This window comes from Paenibacillus hunanensis (genome assembly GCF_034055775.1).
In the GTDB taxonomy this organism is placed as follows: Bacteria; Bacillota; Bacilli; order Paenibacillales; family Paenibacillaceae; genus Saccharibacillus; species Saccharibacillus hunanensis.
In genome coordinates this window covers 1,912,254-1,935,551 of sequence record NZ_CP139194.1, presented here as the reverse complement: position 1 = coordinate 1,935,551, position 23,298 = coordinate 1,912,254, and the positions used below count along the sequence as shown (strand labels likewise).

At 45.1% G+C, this 23,298-nt stretch carries 17 protein-coding genes; 1 reads left to right on the top strand and 16 read right to left on the bottom strand.

Going from position 1 to position 23,298, the window contains the following annotated elements:
* Positions 1 to 149: 149 nt before the first annotated feature.
* From SK066_RS07820 to SK066_RS07760, 13 genes are all read right to left on the bottom strand, one after another.
* On the bottom strand, positions 150 to 2,594 hold the full coding sequence (locus SK066_RS07820) for a penicillin-binding transpeptidase domain-containing protein (protein WP_407673761.1): 2,445 nt from the start codon (positions 2,592 to 2,594) through the stop codon (positions 150 to 152).
* A 17-nt stretch (positions 2,595 to 2,611) separates the two neighbouring features.
* Positions 2,612 to 3,022, bottom strand: a complete 411-nt coding sequence (locus SK066_RS07815) for a hypothetical protein (protein ID WP_188776388.1) — start codon at positions 3,020 to 3,022, stop codon at positions 2,612 to 2,614.
* A gap of 19 nt (positions 3,023 to 3,041) precedes the next feature.
* A complete protein-coding gene (rsmH, locus tag SK066_RS07810; RefSeq protein WP_320544260.1) occupies positions 3,042 to 4,007 on the bottom strand; it encodes a 16S rRNA (cytosine(1402)-N(4))-methyltransferase RsmH in 966 nt (321 codons plus the stop codon).
* A gap of 21 nt (positions 4,008 to 4,028) precedes the next feature.
* A complete protein-coding gene (mraZ, locus tag SK066_RS07805) occupies positions 4,029 to 4,466 on the bottom strand; it encodes a division/cell wall cluster transcriptional repressor MraZ (RefSeq protein WP_188776386.1) in 438 nt (145 codons plus the stop codon).
* Positions 4,467 to 4,818: 352 nt separating this feature from the next.
* Positions 4,819 to 5,643, bottom strand: coding sequence for a DUF2785 domain-containing protein (locus SK066_RS07800; protein ID WP_320544259.1), 825 nt, complete (start codon positions 5,641 to 5,643; stop codon positions 4,819 to 4,821).
* 284 nt (positions 5,644 to 5,927) lie between these two features.
* Entirely contained in the window at positions 5,928 to 7,190 is a 1,263-nt protein-coding gene (locus SK066_RS07795) for an adenosylhomocysteinase (protein ID WP_188776384.1), read from the bottom strand.
* Positions 7,191 to 7,386: 196 nt separating this feature from the next.
* Positions 7,387 to 9,033: a bacillithiol biosynthesis cysteine-adding enzyme BshC gene (gene bshC / locus SK066_RS07790; RefSeq protein ID WP_320544258.1), complete on the bottom strand. Its 1,647-nt coding sequence runs from the start codon at positions 9,031 to 9,033 to the stop codon at positions 7,387 to 7,389.
* Positions 9,034 to 9,279: 246 nt separating this feature from the next.
* Entirely contained in the window at positions 9,280 to 11,049 is a 1,770-nt protein-coding gene (locus SK066_RS07785; RefSeq protein ID WP_320544257.1) for an ABC transporter ATP-binding protein, read from the bottom strand.
* A gap of 21 nt (positions 11,050 to 11,070) precedes the next feature.
* Positions 11,071 to 11,943 carry an ABC transporter permease gene (locus SK066_RS07780; RefSeq protein WP_320544826.1) on the bottom strand — a complete coding sequence of 291 codons (873 nt, stop codon included), beginning with the start codon at positions 11,941 to 11,943 and terminating at the stop codon, positions 11,071 to 11,073.
* Between the two features lie 48 nt (positions 11,944 to 11,991).
* Entirely contained in the window at positions 11,992 to 12,924 is a 933-nt protein-coding gene (locus SK066_RS07775) for an ABC transporter permease (protein ID WP_250343615.1), read from the bottom strand.
* Positions 12,925 to 13,290: 366 nt separating this feature from the next.
* Positions 13,291 to 14,958, bottom strand: coding sequence for a peptide ABC transporter substrate-binding protein (locus SK066_RS07770; RefSeq protein WP_320544256.1), 1,668 nt, complete (start codon positions 14,956 to 14,958; stop codon positions 13,291 to 13,293).
* 199 nt (positions 14,959 to 15,157) lie between these two features.
* Entirely contained in the window at positions 15,158 to 15,550 is a 393-nt protein-coding gene (locus SK066_RS07765) for a DUF3397 domain-containing protein (protein WP_250343617.1), read from the bottom strand.
* Positions 15,550 to 16,599 carry a 2-dehydropantoate 2-reductase gene (locus SK066_RS07760; RefSeq protein WP_320544255.1) on the bottom strand — a complete coding sequence of 350 codons (1,050 nt, stop codon included), beginning with the start codon at positions 16,597 to 16,599 and terminating at the stop codon, positions 15,550 to 15,552. The genes SK066_RS07765 and SK066_RS07760 overlap by 1 nt, the downstream gene beginning before the upstream one ends.
* 128 nt (positions 16,600 to 16,727) lie before the next feature.
* Between SK066_RS07760 and SK066_RS07755 the strand changes: the two genes are divergently transcribed.
* Positions 16,728 to 17,864 (top strand): hypothetical protein, encoded by a 1,137-nt coding sequence (locus SK066_RS07755; protein WP_320544254.1) that lies wholly within the window; start codon positions 16,728 to 16,730, stop codon positions 17,862 to 17,864.
* Between the two features lie 376 nt (positions 17,865 to 18,240).
* Here SK066_RS07755 and SK066_RS07750 read toward each other — a convergent pair whose 3' ends face one another.
* From SK066_RS07750 to typA, 3 genes are all read right to left on the bottom strand, one after another.
* Positions 18,241 to 19,578, bottom strand: a complete 1,338-nt coding sequence (locus tag SK066_RS07750) for a PhoH family protein (RefSeq protein ID WP_188776375.1) — start codon at positions 19,576 to 19,578, stop codon at positions 18,241 to 18,243.
* 482 nt (positions 19,579 to 20,060) lie between these two features.
* A complete protein-coding gene (locus SK066_RS07745) occupies positions 20,061 to 21,206 on the bottom strand; it encodes an LCP family protein (RefSeq protein ID WP_320544253.1) in 1,146 nt (381 codons plus the stop codon).
* A gap of 225 nt (positions 21,207 to 21,431) precedes the next feature.
* A complete protein-coding gene (gene typA, locus SK066_RS07740; protein WP_188776373.1) occupies positions 21,432 to 23,279 on the bottom strand; it encodes a translational GTPase TypA in 1,848 nt (615 codons plus the stop codon).
* Positions 23,280 to 23,298 lie beyond the last annotated feature (19 nt).

Sequence of the window (23,298 nt, the reverse complement as noted above, 5' to 3'; positions counted from 1 at the left end):
ATTAATAACGATACCCGGCAAAACTCAAGCCATTCAGGAGACATTCCTCCGATGACTGATTCTGCCGGGTTATCATCAATCAAATGTATATGATGCCTTCACACCCTTGTATCGGGCAAAATATCACCTGATCCTGTCTTACCCATACATTAGTTCGTTGGTGCACCTTCCGGCTCCGGAATATTCAAAGCTGGTTTGGAGCCAGAATCTGTATCAGATGAGCTATCGGATGTGGCTTCCGGATCCGACTGGGATTCGTTCTGACTGCTGCCAGATGAACCTTTATCGGTTTTCGTATCCGTCGATTTGGCATTGGACGAATTGTTAGCCTTATTCTGATCGGTCTCATCCTTGGTTGCATCATCTGTCTTCTGATCGGTGGACTGGCTTTCGTCCTCATCGTCTACACCCGTAATGGTAGCCTTTGCTGACTTCAACGTCAATGTAATGGAACGGCGACCTCCTGATTCGGATTCCACCTGAGCCGCCACATAGCCTTCGCCTGTCGTCGTCACTTCTACCTTCATCAGGTTCAAGATTTCAAGCGCATCACGTAGCGACTCACCCTTCAGATCTGGAATCGCCATTTGAGTAGGCTCTTCAGTCATCAAGTAAATGCTTTGTCCGCTTCCCATCGTTGCCCCTGCTGCTGGATATTGCTTCACGACCTTGTTGCCAGAGCCGACCACTTTATACGAAATGCCTTTTGCCAGCAGATTTTTCTTGGCTTGATCCAGCGGCTTGCCTGTTAGTACAGGTGCTGTATAGATCGTCTGTGTCTGCTGTACAGTTGTTTTGGCCTTGCTACTATCATCCTCGCTCACCTTTGGTACACCCATATAAGGCAGAGCCTGGCTAACGATTTGTTTGAAAATTGGCGCTGCTGCGGTACCACCACCAAGCTTGGAGTTCGATGGCTGGTCAACAACAACAATCATGGCAATTTTCGGATCATTGGCTGGCGCAAAGCCGATAAACGATACGACTTGCTTCGTATAGTCATACTGTCCAGAGCCATCCGTTTTAACCTTAACGGCAGTACCGGTTTTACCTGCAACACGGTAGCCCTCAATATAAGCATGGCGACCCGTACCAATCTGCTGGTCAGATACAACCTGCTCCAGATAACCACGTACCTTGGCAGACACTTCTGGCGTAATCGCCTGACGAATCTCATGAACGGGTGTATCGGTTGTGACCCCAGTATTCGGGTCAGTGATAGATTGCACCACATGCGGAGTTAGTAGTTTCCCACCATTCGCAACCGCTGCTACTGCGGAAAGTTGCTGTAATGGCGTAACCTGCACGCGTCCATGACCATACGCGGCTGTTGCTACCTCGGTCTTGATATTCGGACGGAATGTAATCGCACCGGATACTTCACCTGGCAGATCAATTCCTGTTTTCACACCAAACCCAAACGCATCAATATATTTACGCAATCGCTCTGCTCCCAGCATCTCATAGCCGAGTTTAACAAAAGCTACGTTACTGGAGCGCTTCAAGCCTTCCAAGTACGTAATCGGTCCCCAGCCCACACGGTTAATATCATGCAGCGTTGTACTGCCCACACGAATCGTACCGGATTGGTAGGTGGCTTCAGGATTGAACAGATTTTCCTGTACTGCACCTGATAGAGTGACAATTTTGAAGGTTGAACCTGGTTCATAGATTGCCTTGATGCCCAGGTTGGTAAACTCTCCATAGTCCTCTGTTGTTACTTCGTTGTATTTATTCGGATCAAAGGTCGGCAAGTTCGCCATCGCTAGAATATTCATCGTATTCGGATCAGCCGCAATGACCGTAATACTTTTCGGTTGCAGCTGCTTGTACGCTTCTTTCATCGCTTGCTCGGTATAATACTGGATCGTCTCATCAATCGTAAGCTTTAAATTGTCGCCATTTTTGACAGGCGTGTACACATCATTCGAATTTGGCAGCTTATCACCCTGACGATCCTTCTCATACGAGATTTTGCCATTAACCCCTCTTAGCTGCTGATCGTAATACGCTTCGATCCCAGCGACTGCCTTGCCTTCCTTGTCGGTATAACCGAGTACATGGGAAGCAAGCTCGTTTTTCGGATAATATCGCTTGGAATCCTCAGATAGCGATAACCCTACATCATAGCGCTTGCCTGTCTTTTCTTTAAGCTTGGCAATTAATGCATTGACTTCATCCGCTTTATTTTGCGGAATTTGACGTCCACCTTTGTTAAGTTCGCGCCAGATGCGAAGCTGACCTTTATCATCCACAGACGTCGCCTGCTTCTGAAGCTCGCTCTCATCGGTGCCAAGGATCGTATGCAGACCGCTAACGATATCATCCTTTACATTCAGCTCAGCGATAACCTTCGGATTCAACACAACATTATAAGCTGGCGCATCAATCGCCAGCTCATTACCATTCCGGTCTGTGATCGTACCCCGTTTGGCTTTGATCACATTATCGGTTGTCCAATTTTCGACTGCACGCTCATGCCACTCCGAGCCTTGAACGACCTGAAGCCAGAAGACGCGCATCACAAGGACAACAAAAAAGAGGGCGATGCACCCTCCTACGAACAAAGTGCGAAGTCGTATTCTTTTACTCACTGCCATTATCCCTCGCTTTACTTGCTATCCTGAGTGCCGGTTGACGAGGTTGATGTTCCCTTTTGACGGGATACCTGAATTGGATCTGTGTCCACAGGCTGTATGTACCCCAGCGCGGTTGCGCGCTCCACCACTTCATTTTCAAGCAGATGCTTGCGCAGATCGTTTTGCGTAATCTGCTTCTGTAGTGTGGCCGTGGTACTTGCCATATTCTGTATGTTTTTATTGACTTCATAGATGTAAGCATAGCGCCACAACACGATACCAGCGATTACGATGCAAAATAGCACCGTTCCTAAATAAAGCATCTTTTCCTGCACCGGAAGCTGTGCACGACGTACAACAACCTTCGTCGTCTGCCGATACTTTCGGACAACCTTGTCAGCCGGTTTTTCCTGAACGGCCAGATTTCCTCTCGTATAAGCCATAATCCCGTCTCCTTGCCTATTAAATTTGTTGGTTTTTGTCCACCTTTTCCGCGACTCGCAATTTGGCTGATCTTGCGCGCTTGTTTGTTGTGACCTCTTCATCGGACGGAAGCAACGGCTTGCGATTCACAAGCTTTAGCACGCCGCCATTACTCACATAAACGGGAAATCCGGGTGGTGCTACATTCTTTTCCAGATACTCGGCTAATATTTGCTTACACAAACGATCCTCTAACGAGTGAAACGTAATGACAGACACTCGTCCGCCTGGTGCAAGACAACGTACAGATTGATGCAATGCATCTTCAAAGGCTCCCAATTCATCATTGACCGCAATACGCAGTGCCTGGAAGCTACGCTTCGCTGGATGACCGCCCGTTCTACGCGCGGCGGCTGGTATGCCTTCCTTGACTAGCTCTGCCAGCTCCCCGGTCGTTTCGATCGGCGCGATGGCACGCTGCTTGCCAATGACAGAAGCGATGCGCTTCGAGAACTTCTCTTCCCCATATCGATATAAGATGCGGGCGATTTCTTCTTCGGGCCATGTGTTCACAATCGTGCGTGCTGTCAATTCGATGGATTGATCCATCCGCATGTCCAGTTTGGCATCGTGATTGTAACTGAATCCCCTCTCGGCATCGTCAAATTGAGGTGAAGAAACGCCAAGATCAAACAGGATGCCATCGACCTGCGGAACTCCGTCTTCCGTCGGAACCCCCGCTTCCAAAAGCTTCTCCTCTAGATGACGGAAATTGCTTTTAATCAAGGTCACACGGTCCTTATAAGGCGCAAGCACATGTTCAGCATTGCGTAAGGCCGTATCGTCCTGATCAAATGCAATTAGTCTGCCGCCTGCTCCCAGGGCAGCTGCAATAACTGAGCTGTGCCCCGCTCCCCCGAGCGTACAGTCGACATAAATGCCATCAGACTTGATTTCCAGTGCATTTGTCGCTTCTTCTTTTAATACAGTGATGTGATGAAACAAGTTGTTAAACCTCCTAGACGATTACAGATCAAGATCAAAATCAACCAGCTTCTCAGCAATTTCGTTAAATGATTGTTCTGATTCGTTATAATATTGCTCCCAAACGGAGCGGCTCCATATCTCTACCCTGCTTGATACTCCGATGATAATACATTCTTTATCCAGACTGGCATATTGGCGCAGGTTAACGGGCACATTCACCCTACCCTGCTTATCCCATTCGCCTTCTGTTGCACCGGAAAAGAAAAATCGGGTAAACGCGCGGGCATCCGCTTTCATGAGCGGAAGCGATTTGAGCTTTTGTTCCAATAGAGACCACTCCTCCATTGGATAGACGAAAAGACAGTGGTCCAGTCCTCGGGTAATTACGAACGATGAACCGAGCAAATCACGGAATTTAGCCGGGATGATAATCCGACCTTTGTCGTCAATGTTATGCTGAAATTCTCCCATGAACATTGGCGGCTCACTCCTTTTACCCATCGTTCCCCACTTTGCACCACTTTCCACCACCTATCTAGCATAATAGATTCTTCATATAAAATCAAAATCCTTCTCATCCTGCTATTTTTTTTGAAAAAAAGCAATCTTTTTTAATCATTTATGTAATGCAGCATATTGCTTTGCAAAAAAATACGCAAAAAGCCCGAACCCTTTATATCGGAAGGCTCAGGCTTTTTGCTTAGAGTTTGCGTTTTAAAACATGTAAAGAGACGTATTGCCATGGTTGTGGGACGGTTATTGTACGTGTTTAACGCCAACTGCTCAGGTAAATTTACTTTTTATGTATATCGTTAGAATGACATTCAGCCTAACTCAAATAAAATCTTTGATTTAATCGATCGAATGCGTTTTCTATGAGATGAGTAGCAGTATGTAAAGAAGGATGTTTTTTCAATCTAAAGTATAGTGCACTCAAAAAAGTTTTAGTGTTATGCAAAATTACATAATCTTTTGCAGTGTCATTTGTAGATTCAAAATCAGCTAATGACTGAATCCAGCCTTCCAATCTACTTTTATCGATAAACTGATGTATGATCATAGGCATAATGGCGATTAATATTCTTTCCTCTTCTTGATTGGTCAATACCGTATCATCCGATTGCAAGATCGTCTTCAGTCGATCCAATATGCTTGAAGCTTCTAACATTGTCCATCTATGCTCTGATATAGATTCGATTGCGTCCGAAATATGAGCTAATGCATGTGCCCATCCTTTTTCAGGAATATACCCTCTAAAATCCTTCTCTTCATTTAAATATCGTAAAATAGCCTGCTTCATTTCTTGAATCTCGTCTTCTACTAGAAAACACTCGCGATTATTACGCTCTAATACTAGAGGTAGAAGTAAAACTGAAAAGGAACGGGTAAATACAGAGTCAGTGTTTTGTTCTCCTATTTTGTAAAATATCCCCTCATGACTTAAAGCCTTTTTTCTAATCCAATGTAGTTGTTGAATAGTTAATGGTTGATATACGATCATTTCTGAAAATAAGCTATATATGATACTATCTCGAAGTTCTGCATCAGTTGAACCTATTTCAGCAAACATCAATGCTAACATACAATCAATATCAGCATGCTGAATCATAGTGGTATCCTGCTTAAGCTTGTTAAGAGTTTCTTTTGTATTCATGTTATACTCCGATTTTTAAATTAGTTTTATGTAGTTAAATGATTACTATAGAAGGCAGTTGTAGAAGCAGATATATCCCCCTATTAACACATACTATGGTATCTAATCAAATGCGCACCTTTTACGTTATACAAATAACATAAGTAATCATGAAACAAATGTCTGGTAACGTGCGACTTGCGCTGCGTCACCAGACATTTGTAATACCTCGTTCTTTTCAGCTTCAAAGTAATTTCATGATTATCATTTCTCTAACTAAAAAGAAATATTAACTTATACGAAACTTAAGACCAGCTATCCAGATACTTCTTCTGCGCATCGCTCAGCGAATCGATACCGATACCGAGGCTTTCCAGACGATAACGTGCAACCTGCTCGTCTAGCTCGTAAGGGACATTGATTACGCCAGCACCAAGCTGCTCGTAATTTTCGTTCACATAACGCAGTCCGACAGCTTGCAGCGCGAACGTCATGTCCATAATCTCCGCTGGATGACCATCCGCTGCGCCCAGATTGACAAGGCGACCTTCTGCCAGCAGATAGATGCGGCGTCCGTCTTGCATTTTATATTCCTCAATGTTTTTACGTGCCGTACGGATCGATACAGCGCGAGCAGCCAGGTCTGGCTTATTAGCCTCTACATCAAAGTGACCCGCATTACATACGATTGCGCCGTCCTTCATTACATCGTAGTGCTCACCTGTGATCACATCTTTGTTACCTGTAACCGTAATGAAGAAATCACCCTTCTTCGCAGCTTCGCTCATCGGCATCACGTGGAAGCCGTCCATATGCGCTTCAACTGCTTTGATCGCATCGACTTCGGTTACGATTACATTTGCACCGAGACCCTTTGCACGCATCGCTACACCTTTACCACACCAGCCGTAGCCAACAACAACGACCGTTGTACCTGCGATCATCAGATTTGTCGTACGGATAATACCATCGAATACAGACTGACCTGTACCATAGCGGTTATCAAACAGATGCTTACAATAGGCATCGTTGACCGCTACCATCGGCAGTGTCAGCGTACCTTCCTTCTGCAATGCTTTCAGACGAATGATACCTGTTGTCGTCTCCTCGGCTCCACCGCGAATCGTTTCCAGCAGGTCTGGACGCTCTCCATGCATCAGCGTGATCAGATCGCCACCATCATCGATAATCAGGTCAGGCTTTGTTTCCAGCGCATGCAGTACAAGTGATTTGTACTCGACAGGATCTGGATTGTATTTCGCAAATACAGTAATTCCATCTTCAACGAGTGCAGCACACACATCATCCTGTGTGGACAGCGGGTTACTGCCTGTAATCGTTACTTCCGCACCACCGGCTTGTACAACCTTTGCCAGGTAAGCTGTTTTCGCTTCCAGATGCAGACAGATCGTTACTTTTAGTCCTTTAAACGGCAGATCGCGCTCGAATTCTGCGCGAATGCGGTTCAATACAGGCATATGGGCAGAAACCCACTCAATTTTACGGTGTCCCTCTGGAGCCAACGCCATGTCGGCTACAATACTTTTTTCAATGGACGGCAATGTCATCTTTTCGTTCCTCCACTATTCAGATGATCCAGTCATCTTTTATTTAATCAATACTTCCATTTAATCGTTTAATGCATAGAAAAGCAACCGATAATTCATACCGGTTGCTCGATTCGTTTATGATACCTGACTTTCAAATGGATACCCCAGTATGTGTGGATAGCAATCGATATGCAGGAGAATGTTACTTCACCGATCACATGTACAACAGTCGATGCCCACCGTTCAAGTCTGGCTCCAGCGATAGCAACTGATCCAACCAGCGCTCACCATAGCGGCCAATATAATAGTAGCTATTAATCGTCCGCTCCTGTGGCTTGCCGAACGGATACAGCGAATGTGCGATGCGATCGAGTCGGCGCAGGCCAACCTCATGCTGTTTTTCTACAGCGTTGAGACTTTTGCGATGCAAGTAATCAATCTGTGCTTCAATTTTATGCTGATTCGTATCGGCAATATGTGGCAGCGAAGCATCCACCTCTGCCAGTCCTTCTACAAATGGAGCATACAATGCTGCAAATTGACGTTTCAGCTCCGCAAAGCGCTGATCCAGATTATAGTCTTCCTGCGCTTCCAGCCACTCCTGCCGAATGTCGGCAAAGCGTTCACGCACATCATCAAAGGACATCTGAAAGCGAGTCAGCAGCTGTTGAATTTTATCTTCCACAACTGTAAAGGACATCCGCGGTACAATCGGTGGCATTTGCATACCCAGTGTTTGGAATGCCTGACGCGTTAATGCCCAGTAAGCAATCTCACCTGTACCCAGAATCGTACCCAGCACAGGGAACAGGGATTCCTGCATCAATGGACGAGTCAGTACATTATTGCTAAAACGCTCAGGATGCTGCTCTACAAGCTCCAGCAGCTCTTCCTTTGTAAAAGTAACCAGACCTTTGCGATCGGTAAAATGTCCATCACGCTTGAACAGCAGCAAACGTTCTGCCGTATAGACTTCATCTGTATGGATATAAAACAGATTGGCTCCGTCCTCTGCAACCGTTGCCTGTTCATCATAACCAGCCTCACGCACTTCATGAGAAGCCGCAAGATATGCTTCTGTCAAACGGTCATTCTGTTCAATAATGCGGCGAAATACAGGCTTTTCCAATTCACGCAGCTGAGGCGCATCCGAATCCAGAAGAACGAGTCCGAAGCGTCCAAACAGACGACCTAGCTGACGTGCAAATGCACTGCTGAGATTGTCGGACTGCCGCATACATCGTTCCAGCTCAGCGATCCATTCGCCTTTGTGCTCCGTATCCGGAAGCAAGCCTTCAAATTGACGCAGCACTGGAGCGATATGCTCCTCTGTAATCAGTGTGCGACTCACTGGCGAATGTCCACCACGTTCATGCTCCATACGAATCCGCACAGCCTGACCATCCTCGTCTGGCAAATACGTATGGTTGACCTCATCCCAATCATGATCCTCACCAGCAATCCAGAATACAGGTACAACTGGGCGATCCAACTGCTCTGCTGCATGACGCGCGGACAGAATCAATGTAACGACCTTATAAATCACCAGCAAAGGCCCTGTGAACAAGCCACTTTGCTGTCCACCTACCATTGTCAGTGTATTTGGCTGACGCAATAGCTCAAGCGATTGCTGTACAGCCTCATGCTCATTATGTGTAAGGTTGTACTGCGTCAGGCAGTCAACCAACGCTCCACGTTCAATCCGGGAGTGCTCTTGCTGATCCAGCCAGGCGGCACGCTGAATCCAGGTCTGCGGATCAGTTACATTCATATTGTACAAGCTGCTTACCGATGCAAAATCATTCATATACCGCTCTGCTAGCGGTTGATTCGCAGGTAGCCTCTCCGGAACTACATTCATGGGGTAAGGGCCTCCTCATCGTTGTTACTTATTGTAACTTTCTAAACCTTATTTGATTGTACGAAAGTATATCCGTTTAGTCAAAGCCTACCCATTACTTTTTTGCAATTTGGAAGAAACAAAAAAACCGCCATATCGTATGACGGTTTTTGCATATCAGACCTAAACACCTGTACACTGCGGCTCCTTCTGAATTCACGCGTTCAGAACAGAGCCACAGTTATACGGGTTCGCTGATAATATCAATTAAGAAACAGGCTGAGATACCCAGTGTCCTGGAGATACTTCGATCAGCTCGGAATTGTCGAGGTTGAACGGATCTTTTGGAGTACCTGGATTTGCCGATTCTACTGGTGCTTGCTGCTCATCCGGCAACAGAATACGGCGTTTGTTCACTTCTACATCCGGATCAGGGATCGGGATTGCAGACAGCAATGTTTTTGTATATGGATGCAGTGGGTTAGCATACAGTTCTTCACTTTCTGCCAGCTCCACAATTTTACCCATGTACATAACAGCTACACGGTCACTAATATGCTTCACCATCGACAGATCGTGCGCGATGAACAGATACGTCAGACCGAGACGCTGTTGCAGCTCTTCCAGCAATTTAACAACCTGTGCCTGAATCGAAACGTCGAGTGCCGACAATGGCTCATCACAGATAATGAATTTTGGATTAACTGCAAGTGCACGAGCAATACCGATACGTTGTCTTTGACCGCCGGAGAATTCATGCGGATAACGCAGTGCATGGCTCGGGTTCAAACCAACCATATCCAGCAGCTCTTCTACACGCTTTTTACGCTCAGCACGGCTACCAGCCAGACCGTGGATATCTAGCGATTCGCCGATAATATCCATAACGTTAAAGCGCGGGTTAAGCGATGCATACGGATCCTGGAAAATCATCTGCATATCTTTACGCATCGCTTTCATTTTGCGTGGAGACAGGCTGAAAATATCCGTTCCGTTAAATTTCACACTACCACCCGTGGGCTCATACAGACGCAGCATCGTACGACCCGTTGTCGACTTACCGCAACCCGACTCACCAACTACGCCCAGCGTTTCGCCTTCGTAGATTTTGAAGCTGATATCATTAACAGCTTTCAAAATATTGCCTTTACCCAGATTGAAATGCTGGCGCAGGTTGGTTACTTCAACGAGTGGACGTGTTGGATCCAAACCAGCCATGCCGGAAGCCAGTTTTGGCTTTTTCGGCTCATCCAGACGAGGCAATGCATTCAGCAAGCGCTTCGTGTACGGATGCTGAGGATTTTTGAAGATTTCAGAGGTTGTGCCAGTTTCGACAACATCCCCTTCCTTCATAACAACGACACGATCACACATACCCGCTACAACACCAAGGTCATGCGTAATCAGAATGATCGAGGTGCCCAGCTTTTGCTGCATATCCTTCATCAGATCAAGAATCTGTGCCTGGATCGTTACATCAAGCGCTGTAGTCGGCTCATCGGCAATCAGCAGCGATGGACGACAAGCCAGAGCGATCGCGATCATTGCGCGCTGACGCATACCACCGGAAAATTGGTGCGGATAATGATTGAAACGAATTTCAGGATTTTTGATCCCAACCAGCTTCAGCATTTCGAGCGCCGATGCTTTCGCTTCATTCGCATTCATTTTCTGGTGCTTACGAAGAACTTCGGTAATTTGCTTACCTACCTTAATCGTTGGGTTCAGCGATGTCATCGGATCCTGGAAGATCATACCGATATCTTTACCACGGATCGATTCCATTTGCTTATCGGTTTTCTTCAACAGGCTTTCGCCCAAAAATGTGATTTCTCCACTTTTAATAATAGAAGGCGGAGAAGGGATCAACCGCATAATCGTTTGAGCCGTTACACTCTTACCACTACCGGACTCCCCTACAATACCGACCGTTTCCCCTTTTCCAATCTCGAAATTCACATCTTTAACGGCTTTAAATTCACCAGCACGAGTATTGAAGGATACGCTCAAGTTTTTTACTGTTAAGATTTTCTCCACTAAGCCCACCTCCTATGGATATTATTTTTTCAGTTTAGGGTCAAGCGCATCACGCAAGCCATCACCAAGCAGGTTAAACGCCAGCATAGTCAAGCAGATCAGACCAGCAGGGAACCACATACGCCAAGGATACAGGTTCCAGCCTTGAAGCGCATCGTTAATCATTGAACCAAGGGAAGCGATCGGTGCCTGAACACCCAGACCGAGGAAGCTCAAGAATGCTTCCGCAAAGATTGCACTTGGAACAGAAAGTGTTACTGTAACGATAATCGGGCCGAGTGCGTTTGGCAGCAAGTGACGGAACAATTGTCTTGTACCACTTGCACCCATCGAACGTGCAGCCAAAATAAAATCGCGGTTTTTCAATTGAATGATCTCACCGCGTACAATCCATGACATCGTGATCCAGCCTGTTACAGCAAGGGCGAAAATAATCGTTCCCAAGCCTTTTGGCATAACAACCAGAAGCAGGATAACAACGAGCAGGTAAGGAATCGAGTACAAAATTTCAGAAATTTTGTTCATGATCTCGTCTGTACGTCCACCCTTGTACCCCATGATTGCACCATAAATGACACCGATAATCAAGTCAATCAATGCTGCTGAGAAACCAACGATCAGGGAAATACGAGCACCCATCCAGGTACGTACCCACATATCACGTCCAAGGTTATCTGTACCGAACCAGTGTTCAGCCGACATACCTTTATTCGTATTCATTAGATCATTACCATAATAACTATAAGGAAGCATGCCTGGTCCAATAATTGACATCAAAATAATAATAAGCAATACACCCAGACTAACCATCGCTACGGGATTTCTTACGAGACGATACATAGCATCTTGAAACAGAGAAACACTCTTCTGAAACTGAGTTGGATCTATCGTCACATCAGCAGTGTTAGGATTTGGATTTTTCTTCTCGTTCGCTGCCAATGTTTAAGCCCCCTTTTTGCCTGTCAGTTTGATACGAGGATCAACCAGAACATATAGAATATCTGTCACAAAACGAGCCAGCATCAGAATGACACCATAGAAAATTGTTACACCCATAATCATTGTGTAATCACGGTTTGTAATACTTTCTACGAACACTTTACCAATACCGCCGATACCGAAAATTTGCTCGATAACAACGGAACCTGTAATAACGTTTGCGGTCATTGGACCTACATAAGTAACAACAGGCAGTACGCCGTTACGCAATACGTGGCGAGTCATAATCGTAAAGCCGTTCAGACCTTTAGCTTTCGCTGTTTTGATATATTCGGAATTAAGTACTTCCAACATGCTAGAACGAGTCAGACGAGCAATAAATGCAATCGGTTGAACAGACAATGCTGCAACCGGCAGTACAAAGTCACTTGGCTTACTAAAGCCCATAACATCGAACCAGCCGAGCTTGAGTGCAAATACATACTGCATTAACGTCGCAAGCACAAAGCTTGGAACAGCTATACCTATAATAGCGAGTATCATCGCTACGTGGTCAATCAATTTCCGGTGATACAAAGCTGCAATCATACCAAGTACAATTCCGACAACGATCGAAATAATGATTGCAAAGATACCGATTTGCAGGGAAGGCTTGAATGTTTGGGCAATACGGCCACTTACATCCTGGTTCTGGTATTTCATCGAGATACCAAGATCACCTTGAACGATATTACCGAGATAACGTACATACTGTACAGGAATCGGTTGATCCAGACCATACTGCGCCATCAGGCGAGCTTTAATTTGCGGCTGTACCGCTTTCTCGGACATAAAAGGATCGCCCGGAATAATTTTCATCAGAAAAAATGTCAGCGAGATCAGAACGAATAGAGATACCAACATGAAGAAAAACTTGCCGGCAATGTACCTAGCCATTTTTCTGGAGCCCTCCTTTGTTTCATTATTAAATTTTACGCTATACCATGATGCTATTCCTTCTGCAGATATCTACATCTACAGGATAAGTTGCACAAGCATAAGCCTGATCGGCTTATGTGAACAAAGAAGACGCTTGCTTTTTAAAAATAGTAAATCCGATTCAACTGATCTGATTTACCGGAGCAAAAAGAACGCTTGCTCACTATATATAAAAAAGAAACAAGTGTAGCACCTGCAATATTCAACGTTAGAAAAAGCAATATATGGTAAAACGCAAAACACACATAAAAGCGGGATATATATGGCTCTGAATCTCCATATATATCCCGCAGCAATCATCTAACTGCCAAATTTGTTATTGAATTATTGGAAATATGCTCTGGAGAAGTCGATTGCACCACTGAAATCAAGTACAATGCCCTTCAGATTTGGTTTTGTCAGAGATACGCTTGTGTAGTAATAGATTGGCAGGATCGCCATATCGTCTTGAATCAGCAATTTCTCAGCTTGAGACATATCCGTCATACGTTTTGCATTGTCGGAAGATGCTTTTGCATCAGCGATCAGCTTGTCATAAGTTGGGTTGCTGTACTTCGCATCGTTGTTACCACCGTTAGTCAACCACATATCCATGAATGTCATCGGATCATTGTAGTCAGCAGACCAACCAGCACGAGCGATTTGGTAGTTACCGCTTTGACGGTTGTCCAGGAATACGCTCCACTCTTGGTTTTCGGTTTTGATATCTACGCCCAGGTTTTTCTTCCACATATCAGCAATCGCCAGAGCGATTTTTTGGTGAGCTTCACTGGAGTTGTAGATCAGTGTAATCGAAGGCAGTGTTGTGATACCTTCTTCTTTCATACCTTCAGCAAGAAGTTGTTTTGCTTGTGCAACGTCTTCTGTGAAGTAGCTATCTTTAAACTCAGTACGATATTCTTCGTTTTGGCCTTTGATACCTGGAGGTACGAAGCCAAATGCTGGCAATTGTCCACCCAGTGTTACGTTGTCAACGATCGCTTGACGATCGATAGACATTGCAAATGCCTTACGGATTTTCGCGTTATCGAAAGGTTTTTCTTTGTTGTTGAATTCATAGTAGTACGTACTTGCAATACCCTTAGCTTGGAATTGATCAGGGAATTGTTGTTTTGCAGCAGGGATTTGATCCGTTGGAATTTCACCAGTTGGTGCACCAGCGTAGTCAAGCTGTCCGCTTTGGTAACTGGAGTACTCAGTAGCACCGGAGTTAACCAGGGAAGCAGTGATTGTGTTCAGCTTGATGTTATCTTTATCCCAATACTTGTCGTTTTTCGTCCAAGCAAGTTGTTGACCTGTTGTCCATGTAGTCAGAGTGAACGGTCCGTTAGTTACCATAGTGTCTGCTTTTGCAGCCCACTGAGCATTAGCTTCAACGTTCTTCTTGTTTACAGGATAGTAAGTGTAGAAGGATGTCAGACCGAGCCAGTAAGGAGCTGGATCTGCCAGAGTTACTTCCAGTGTCTTGTCGTCAACAACCTTCACGCCAACCTGGGAGAAATCTTTGATTTTACCAGTGTTGAACGCTTCGCCATTTTTCAGGTAGTAAAGCTGGTAAGCATATTCAGATGCTGGAGTTGTTTCAGGGCTCAGTACGCGCTCCCAAGCATAAGCAAAATCTTCTGCTGTTACAGGGTCGCCATTGTTCCAAGTTGCATTTGCACGAAGGTGGAAAGTATATTTCAAACCGTCTTCGGAAACGTCCCATTTCTCAGCGACACCAGGAACCGGGTTACCATCGGCGCCCATACGTGTCAGACCTTCATACATCAGCTTCAGAGCAGTGTTTGTCTGGCTATCTTTTGCCTGAGCTGGATCAAAAGTAGGTGGTTCAGCACTCATGTTAATACGCAGATCCTGCGATGCTGTTGTTCCTTCTCCTGATTCTCCACTTGTACCTGTACTGCTGTTTCCGGAGCTGCCGCAAGCTGCGAGCAATGACCCGAAAGCCAGTACGAGTACCATAAGTACTAACCAACTTTTCTTTTTCATCTAGCAGTTTCCCCCTAAAAAATGTGGTATATGCTTTTAGATTATACAACCAGTGGTCAAAAAAATCTATATCTTAAACTTAAAAAAAACGTTTTTTTTCGTTTTTTTCAACATTTTTGTCACATTATACAGCAAATTATGCTTCATGCTACGGTCGAATACCTGACATGAAGCAAGAATATTCCAATTTTCGACACGATTATCGTGTTATGTATTGCAAAATAGCAATAATTAGCAGCACGATGTAACCTAAGCTCAAAAAGAGAAACGATAATCGCCATACAGCTCGGAATAAACGCTGAAAATCAACTTTTCCTTTTAAACGGTTTTGCGCACTACCAATCAGACCTAACGCCAGCAACAAAATAAGTAAAAAGATATAGAAGCCGAGCGTACTATTAAAAATCGTATTGAATAGCGCAGCGACCGAGATATACAAAAACGGTGTTGTCACATCCATAGCAATGGCAACAGCCTGCTTCTTCGTTTTTTTACGTAGTATCGCGATCAGGTATGCGGCTACAAACGGGATGAATGGCACCAGGCTTAGAAATATAGCACCATTTAGTAACCACCCGAAAAGTCCCCCCATCAGTCGGCCTCCTCTACTGTCAATGATTCAATTAATTTACACATCCATTCATGCGCAGGGACCTCTATCTGGACATGCTGCGCCAAACCAACGATCGCTCCATTGATCCAATCGATCTCCGTGGAACGATTGTTCAATACATCAGCTAGCATAGATGACGTATTGCTTGCTGTTGCACGGCATACCTGTAAGATATCATTCCACCAGGCTTCTGACCATCCTATATCGTTTTTGCCATACACTGCTATGGCTTCGTCAAATAACTGCCGCATGATCGCTATGCGTGCTTCACTTGCGAGAAGCTCTCCATTGGAGACACGCCACAGCGCTGTAAGCGGGTTGATGACCGCATTAATTGTCAGTTTCCGATAGACCTCTATCTCTATATCTTTCAACAAAGTCGCTATAAATCCTGCTTTTGTTAATGATTTTAATAAAAAAGCAATAGTTCCTTCTTCATAACCGTCCATCGTCGTTGCTTGCCCGCATACTGCCGAAGAACCATACAATGTCGCTCCATTGCCTATATACGTTTGTCCATGTCCTGAGTGCACTACAGAGACAGGTGAGAGTTTCTTTGCTCCCTCTGTCGTAACAGCAACATAAACCTGCCATGCGCCTGGCCATATTGAATCGGTTCTTAATCCGTTTTGTATCGTAATAATGAGAGTATCTTTATGCATTCTTTCGGATAACCATTGGATCAATTCTGAATGGATATGCTGCTGCTTCACCGTTAATAAAATGAGGTCAGCCTTCTCGGTGATGATGCTATGATCTGAATTAGCTGTGAGTACGCTTTCCTCTACTGCCGCTACCGAGCAGCCTGGAATAGAATGGGGCACCAGTGAATGTACCAACTGATCCTTCCCCTCTTGAAATGCGATACCTTCCTCGCGAATATGCTCAGCCTGCGCTTTTGTTCTTGTCCATAAATGTAGCTTGTGAGACTGTGCTCCTGAATATTCTGAATCCGTCTGCCACGATAATGCCAGCTTACTAAAAAAAAGAAGCCCCAGTGAGCCTCCACCCACAATATCTATACGCATGTTGTTTCCCTCCCTGCCAATCTTACGCTACAATAAGAATGCTGGATATGTTAATTCGTATCATTAGTTATAATCGGTCAGCAAAAAAAGTGCAGTTAATCATCTATTATACAGGGAGGCGGCGATTCATGAAACCATTTAAACGACAGCTACGCATCGGCTGCCTTCTGCTGACGTGTATTGTTCTGTTTGCCGAAACAGTACAGCCGCTCCATGTGAGCGCAGCGAATAGTAGCCAAGCAGCTTCGTCCAATGCGCCTTCTATTGATCATATTGATGAACAGACGCGTCAATTGCTTGAAAATAGTCTATCTGCTCAGGAGCTGGATCATGAGATTGCACGCGTCGGAGCAAAGGAACAAACAGCCCGCAAGCAGTATAGTCAGCTACAACAGGAGCTCATTGTACAGCAAAAAGAGCTAAACTCTGCTCGTGCACAGTCGGATCGTGTGCTGATCGCCTACTATACAGGCGAACGGGATCAGCTCTGGCTAGCTCTGCTAAATACCGGCAGTTTATCAGGTATGCTTACCTTTTACGAATATTATCGCATGATTATTGACCATGATCATGATATTATGACCAGCTATCAGGATCAATATAACCAGATGCTAAGTAAGCAGCAGGAGCTGACAAGAACATCAAACGAGCTACAGCAGATTGGTGTAAATCTCAAGCAGCAAAAGCAGCGCGTAGCACAGCTCCGCCAGCAGATTGATTCCAGTGTCGCTTCCTCCGCTAATCCGACGATCGTACGTCAACTGATGCAGGAGATGAATAATTACTGGGAAAATATCGGATTGTATGAGGTTCGTGGGTATTTTAACAGTCTGGCTCAATCGATGAATGAGTTTCCAAGCTTTCTCAAATCGGAACCAGATGCTATTCAGATTCGTGGACGCAGCTATACGATTACAATCACTGAACAACAGCTCAATCAATTCCTTCATGATCAGGGTAGATTACCGGACAGCTTTCAGTTTCATTTTACCGATCAGGGGATTACAGTGAATGGTCAGGAGGGTAATTTGAAGCTAGTCATCGATGGAAGATATATTGTAGAGAATGAGCCACAAAATGCTATTCGGTTTCAAGTAGACAAGCTGGTGTTCAATGGGCTTCAGCTACCGGATACAACGGCACAGGAGCTTGAGGATCAGTTCGATCTTGGCTTTTATCCAGGGCAGATTATTTCTTATTTAAAGGCGAAAAGTGTGCAAATGTCGGCTGGACAAATGCAGATTGAGCTAGAATTGTCTTTGTAGCAGGATATTCAGACATGTGGATCAGATATGTGGTTTGATGGGCTTAGTGAGCTTGGTAAGATTAATGAGATTGCTGAATACACTTCAATCAAGATTATAGATTATAATGTCTGTCTATCAAAAAGTCTGTGCATCAAAAAATCTATGTATCAAAAAATCCCACTGTTTCGCTTCATACGAAACAGTGGGATTTTTATTAGGGCGTGTCTAAAAGCTCTACACTATACTTCATTTTGCTATACTTTTTGCTAAAAAAGTTCCATCTTTTTCTTTTTACAAGAATTAAAAGGATAATGCGATTTAAAGGTAGCCTGAATCGAGTTTTCAGACACCACCTAGATTATATTTAAAGAAAAACATACATCTTATACTTCTCCTATAGTAGATCAGCAGCCAGTTGAGCCAACTTGGAGCGCTCGCCTTTTTCCAGTGTAATGTGACCACTGATGCCCTCTTGCTTAAAATGCTCGACCACATGAGTTAAACCATTACTGATCGAATCCAGATACGGATGGTCAATCTGATCAGGGTCACCGACAAGGACGATTTTACTTCCTTCACCGACACGAGAAACGATCGTTTTTACTTCATGACGCGACAGGTTTTGCGCTTCATCGATAATGATGAATTGCCCCGGAATCGAGCGTCCCCGAATATACGTTAACGCTTCGACCTGAATGCTACCCATCCCCATCAGAATTTTATCGATATCGCCTGCTTTTTTCGTGTCAAATAGGTACTCCAAATTATCATAGATTGGCTGCATCCATGGACGAAGCTTTTCATCCTTTTCGCCCGGTAGATAGCCGATATCCTTACCCATTGGCACGACAGGACGAGCGATCAACAGTTTTTTGTATTTTTGTTCGTCTTCTACTTTGGATAGAGAAGCAGCAAGCGCAAGTAATGTTTTACCTGTACCTGCTTTACCTGTGATCGTCACCAGTGGGATATCATCATTCAGTAGTAACTCCAGCGCCATCCGCTGCTGAGCATTACGAGCGGCAATGCCCCAGACGGGCTCATTGCTAAGAAATAGCGGCTCCAGACGATTCGCATCTGCATTTACCTTCAGTAAAGCAGACTTGGCGCTACCCATTTCATCCTTGAGAATGACGAATTCATTAGGATAAAACGAATAGCCCTGTTGAAGCTGCAATGCCTGTACAGATAAATATCGATGATTATAAAAATCATCAATGACCGATGGATGTACCTTTATTGTCGTATATCCGGTGTACATCTCATTCGGTTCAGCTGCACGATCTGATAAATAATCCTCTGTCTGCACGCCCAGCACATCGGCTTTAACTCGAACGAGCACATCCTTACTTACAAGAATAACGCTACGATCACTGTGCTTTTCTTCCTCTTCCAGCTTATAATTCAGCGCAACCGCCAGAATGCGGTTATCGTTTGTAATCTCACCAAACATTTCTTGAACACGGGCAAAGCTACGATGATTCAGCTCCACACGGAGTGTGCCTCCGGTTTCCAGTTGTACACCGTCATGCAGATGGCCAATCGTACGAAGAGCATCGAGTGAACGAGATACGCCGCGAGCGTTACGCCCGATTTCATCAGCGTTGCGTTTTTTGGAGTCGATTTCTTCTAATACAACAGCGGGAATAATAACATCATTTTCCTCAAAAGCGAAAATGGCATTCGGATCGTGAAGAAGCACATTGGTATCCAATACAAAAATCTTTTTCATGGAGAGTCCCCCCTGGGTACGAATTGTTTGTGATCTCTGATGCCTCCAGCTTATGCTTCCCGCTTCCTGAATCGCCAAGCCTCACCCTCCTCTTCATGAACGCCAAAAAGTCTGACCCGCTAACAGGCCAGACTTTTCCTATCGAAAGAAATGATTGCGAACGAGCATGATGAAAACACACTGCCTTTACACAGCTTCATAACTAAACAGTCTGCAATTGTACACAGCATGACCTGCTTCCACATCGTACAGATATGAATTCGATTCCGCATGGTCAGGCCCCCAATCACTGCTTTGCTGTCATTAAAGATAGGTGCACAGATAGTATATCATAAATGCTACACATGTAAAATGAAACCATTACACCCGGAATACATAGCAAAATGGAGGAGCATGAACGATCAGCAAGCCTGTAGCTCGTACCGTTCATACTCCTCCATCCAAGTCATTCCCACATCATTTATCGAATGATGTCTATCTATTTATTGGGCTGATGTCTGACTACTGCTCGTCTCACCTGTTGATGTACCATCAAATTGATCCGCGTGTGTAGCCGTACCATTCAGCTCATCTTGCAAAGCTTGCTTCGCATTCGCTAATTCCGTTTCGTTAATATACACGTACGGACTGCGCCAATCGCCGGTCACCGGCATGTACTTAATATTCGCTTTTGGAATATTCCAGTATGTGGTGAGCAGGTTTGTGAATTGGCTTCCCTCGATATCAGTTTCCATATTATCGTCTACTGATTGGATGATCGAGCTCAGCTTGGTAATTCCATTAAACGACTGGATTTTGTCTACGATCGAATTTAGAACTTCATTTTGACGCTTGTTACGGTCAAAGTCGCTCGATTCCTTCGTACGTGGACTACAGCCGCTACCGGAGTGACGATAACGTACATAACCAAGAGCTTGTTCCCCGTCCAAATGCTGAGGACCTGCTTTGATGTTAATGTTCGTACCATCGGCATTATCGATATAACACATATTCATCGCTGCGTTTACATCAACACCGCCTACTGCATCGACCACATCGCTAAAGCCCTTGAAGTTGATAACGGTCGTATAATCGACATCAACGCCGAGATATTTGCCGAGCATCGTCTGCATTTCCTGCATCGCATTATTCGTACCGTCCTTTTTATCCTTTGCATAAAACTTCGGATAATAGGAGTTCAGCTTGTTCGGAATGTAGCCTTCCAGCTGGAAGTACGTATCACGCGGCAGAGATACAATCGTCGCTGACTTTGTATCAGGATTCAGCGTAGCGACCATAACAACGTCCGTTAGACGTGTACCGGTTTGCTTACGATAATCCGTCCCGAGCAGCATCATCGTAATCGGCTTTTCCTTAGCAGACTTCGGAGGTACTCTTGTATCAACGATACCAGAATTAGGCGTTGCGCCGCCTCCCTTACCGTCAAACATATTTTCCACCTGATAGTACAGATAGCCGGCATACGCCATTACTCCAACAACGCTTAGCAACAATACGATCAGTACGATTTGCATAAAGCGCTTGAAGCCACTCACTTTTTTCTTTTGTTTCTTTTTGGACTTGGGATTGCTGGCTTTTTGAGCCTTATTCCCCGCGCGTGGCGGCAGTCCCCCTGTAGTCGTACTCATTGCTCTCAACACCTGTTCCATCGTATTTATCGTTTGGCTCTTACCACGTGCATCCAAATGTTGCCTGAGCTTGCTATGTACATAAGCTCTGACGATCACAGCGACCACGAAGCAAACGTCTTATCCTTCTAGATAAGGGAAGGTGACTGGATCGCCAGCGCTTCTCATGAAAGCGTTACGATACAGCCACCTAATATAATGAACAATTCAGGTTACAATTGCAACTTAACGGCCAGATTCCGCCATTTTACGGTGTTTCTCTGCACGCTCGCGCTCGCTCTTGTTCAGAATCTTTTTGCGCAGACGAATCGCTTTTGGTGTGATTTCACAATATTCGTCGTCGTTCAGATATTCCAGTGCTTGCTCCAAGGAGAACAGACGTGGAGTTTTCATTTTAACCGTATCGTCCTTCGTCGCCGAACGAACGTTTGTCAATTGCTTTTCTTTACAGATGTTAACGACGATATCGTTATCACGTGTGTGCTCCCCTACGATCATACCTTCATAGATTTCAGCGCCTGGCTCAACAAACAGTGTACCGCGATCCTCAACAGACAGGATACCGTACAGTGTAGAAGAACCATTTTCGCTAGAAACGAGTACACCTTGGTGACGTCCGCCAACCTGACCAGCTACGAGTGGACCATAGCTATCAAATGCGTGGTTCATAATACCATAACCACGAGTCAGTGTCAGGAAGTACGTACGATAACCGATCAGACCACGAGCTGGAATCAAGAATTCCAAACGTACTTGACCCGAACCGTTGTTAATCATGTTAACCATCTCGGCTTTACGTGTTCCGAGACTTTCCATAACCGAACCCATGCTCTCCTCAGGAACGTCGATCATCAGACGCTCGATTGGTTCCATGCGTACGCCGTCGATTTCGCGTACGATAACTTCAGGCTTGGAAACCTGCAGCTCATAGCCTTCACGACGCATATTCTCGATCAGGATACCGAGGTGAAGCTCACCACGACCCGATACAACATAAGCATCCGGGCTTTCTGTTTCGTCTACACGCAAGCTCACGTCTGTTTCCAGCTCTTTGAACAGGCGATCACGCAGACGGCGGGATGTTACCCATTTACCCTCACGTCCAGCAAATGGACTGTTGTTAACGAGGAATGTCATTTGCAGTGTTGGCTCGTCGATTTTCAGAACCGGCAAAGCTTCTGGATTTTGTGGATCAGCGATTGTTTCACCGATGTTGATGTCCTTGATACCTGCGATTGCGATGATATCACCTGCACCCGCTTGCTCAACCTCAACACGCTTCAGACCCTGGAAGCCAAACAGCTTCTCGATACGAGCGGACTTTTTCTGTCCTTCACGTGTGATAACTGTTACAGGTTGACCTTGACGGATAATACCACGGTTAACACGACCGACCGCAATACGTCCCAGGTATTCGTTATAGTCCATCAGGGTTACGAGGAATTGCAGTGGTTGCTCTGTATCTTCTGTTGGTGCTGGAATATTCGTTACAACTGTATCGTAAATAGCTTGCATGTTGTCGTCCTGTTTGGCAGGATCGTCTTCCATGCTGGATGTACCGTTCAATGCAGAAGCATATACAACCGGGAAGTCGAGTTGCTCATCGTTCGCGCCGAGCTCGATGAACAGTTCCAGTACTTCGTCGATTACTTCAGCTGGACGTGCAGCCGGACGGTCGATTTTGTTTACAACAACGATCGGAGTCAGGTTGTGCTCCAGTGCTTTACGCAGAACGAATTTTGTTTGCGGCATGCAACCTTCGTATGCATCAACAACGAGCAATACGCCGTCAACCATTTTCATAATACGCTCTACCTCGCCACCAAAGTCGGCGTGTCCCGGAGTATCCACGATATTGATCAGATATTCTTTATAGGTAATTGCTGTATTTTTAGCCAGAATCGTAATACCGCGTTCGCGCTCCAAATCGTTGGAGTCCATCGCACGCTCCTGCAAAGTTTCGTGGTCACGGAAAATGCCTGACTGCTGAAGCAGCTTGTCAACCAGTGTTGTTTTACCATGGTCAACGTGGGCGATAATAGCGATATTGCGGATATTTTCTCTCAAATGCATAAAATTCTCCAAATCCTCT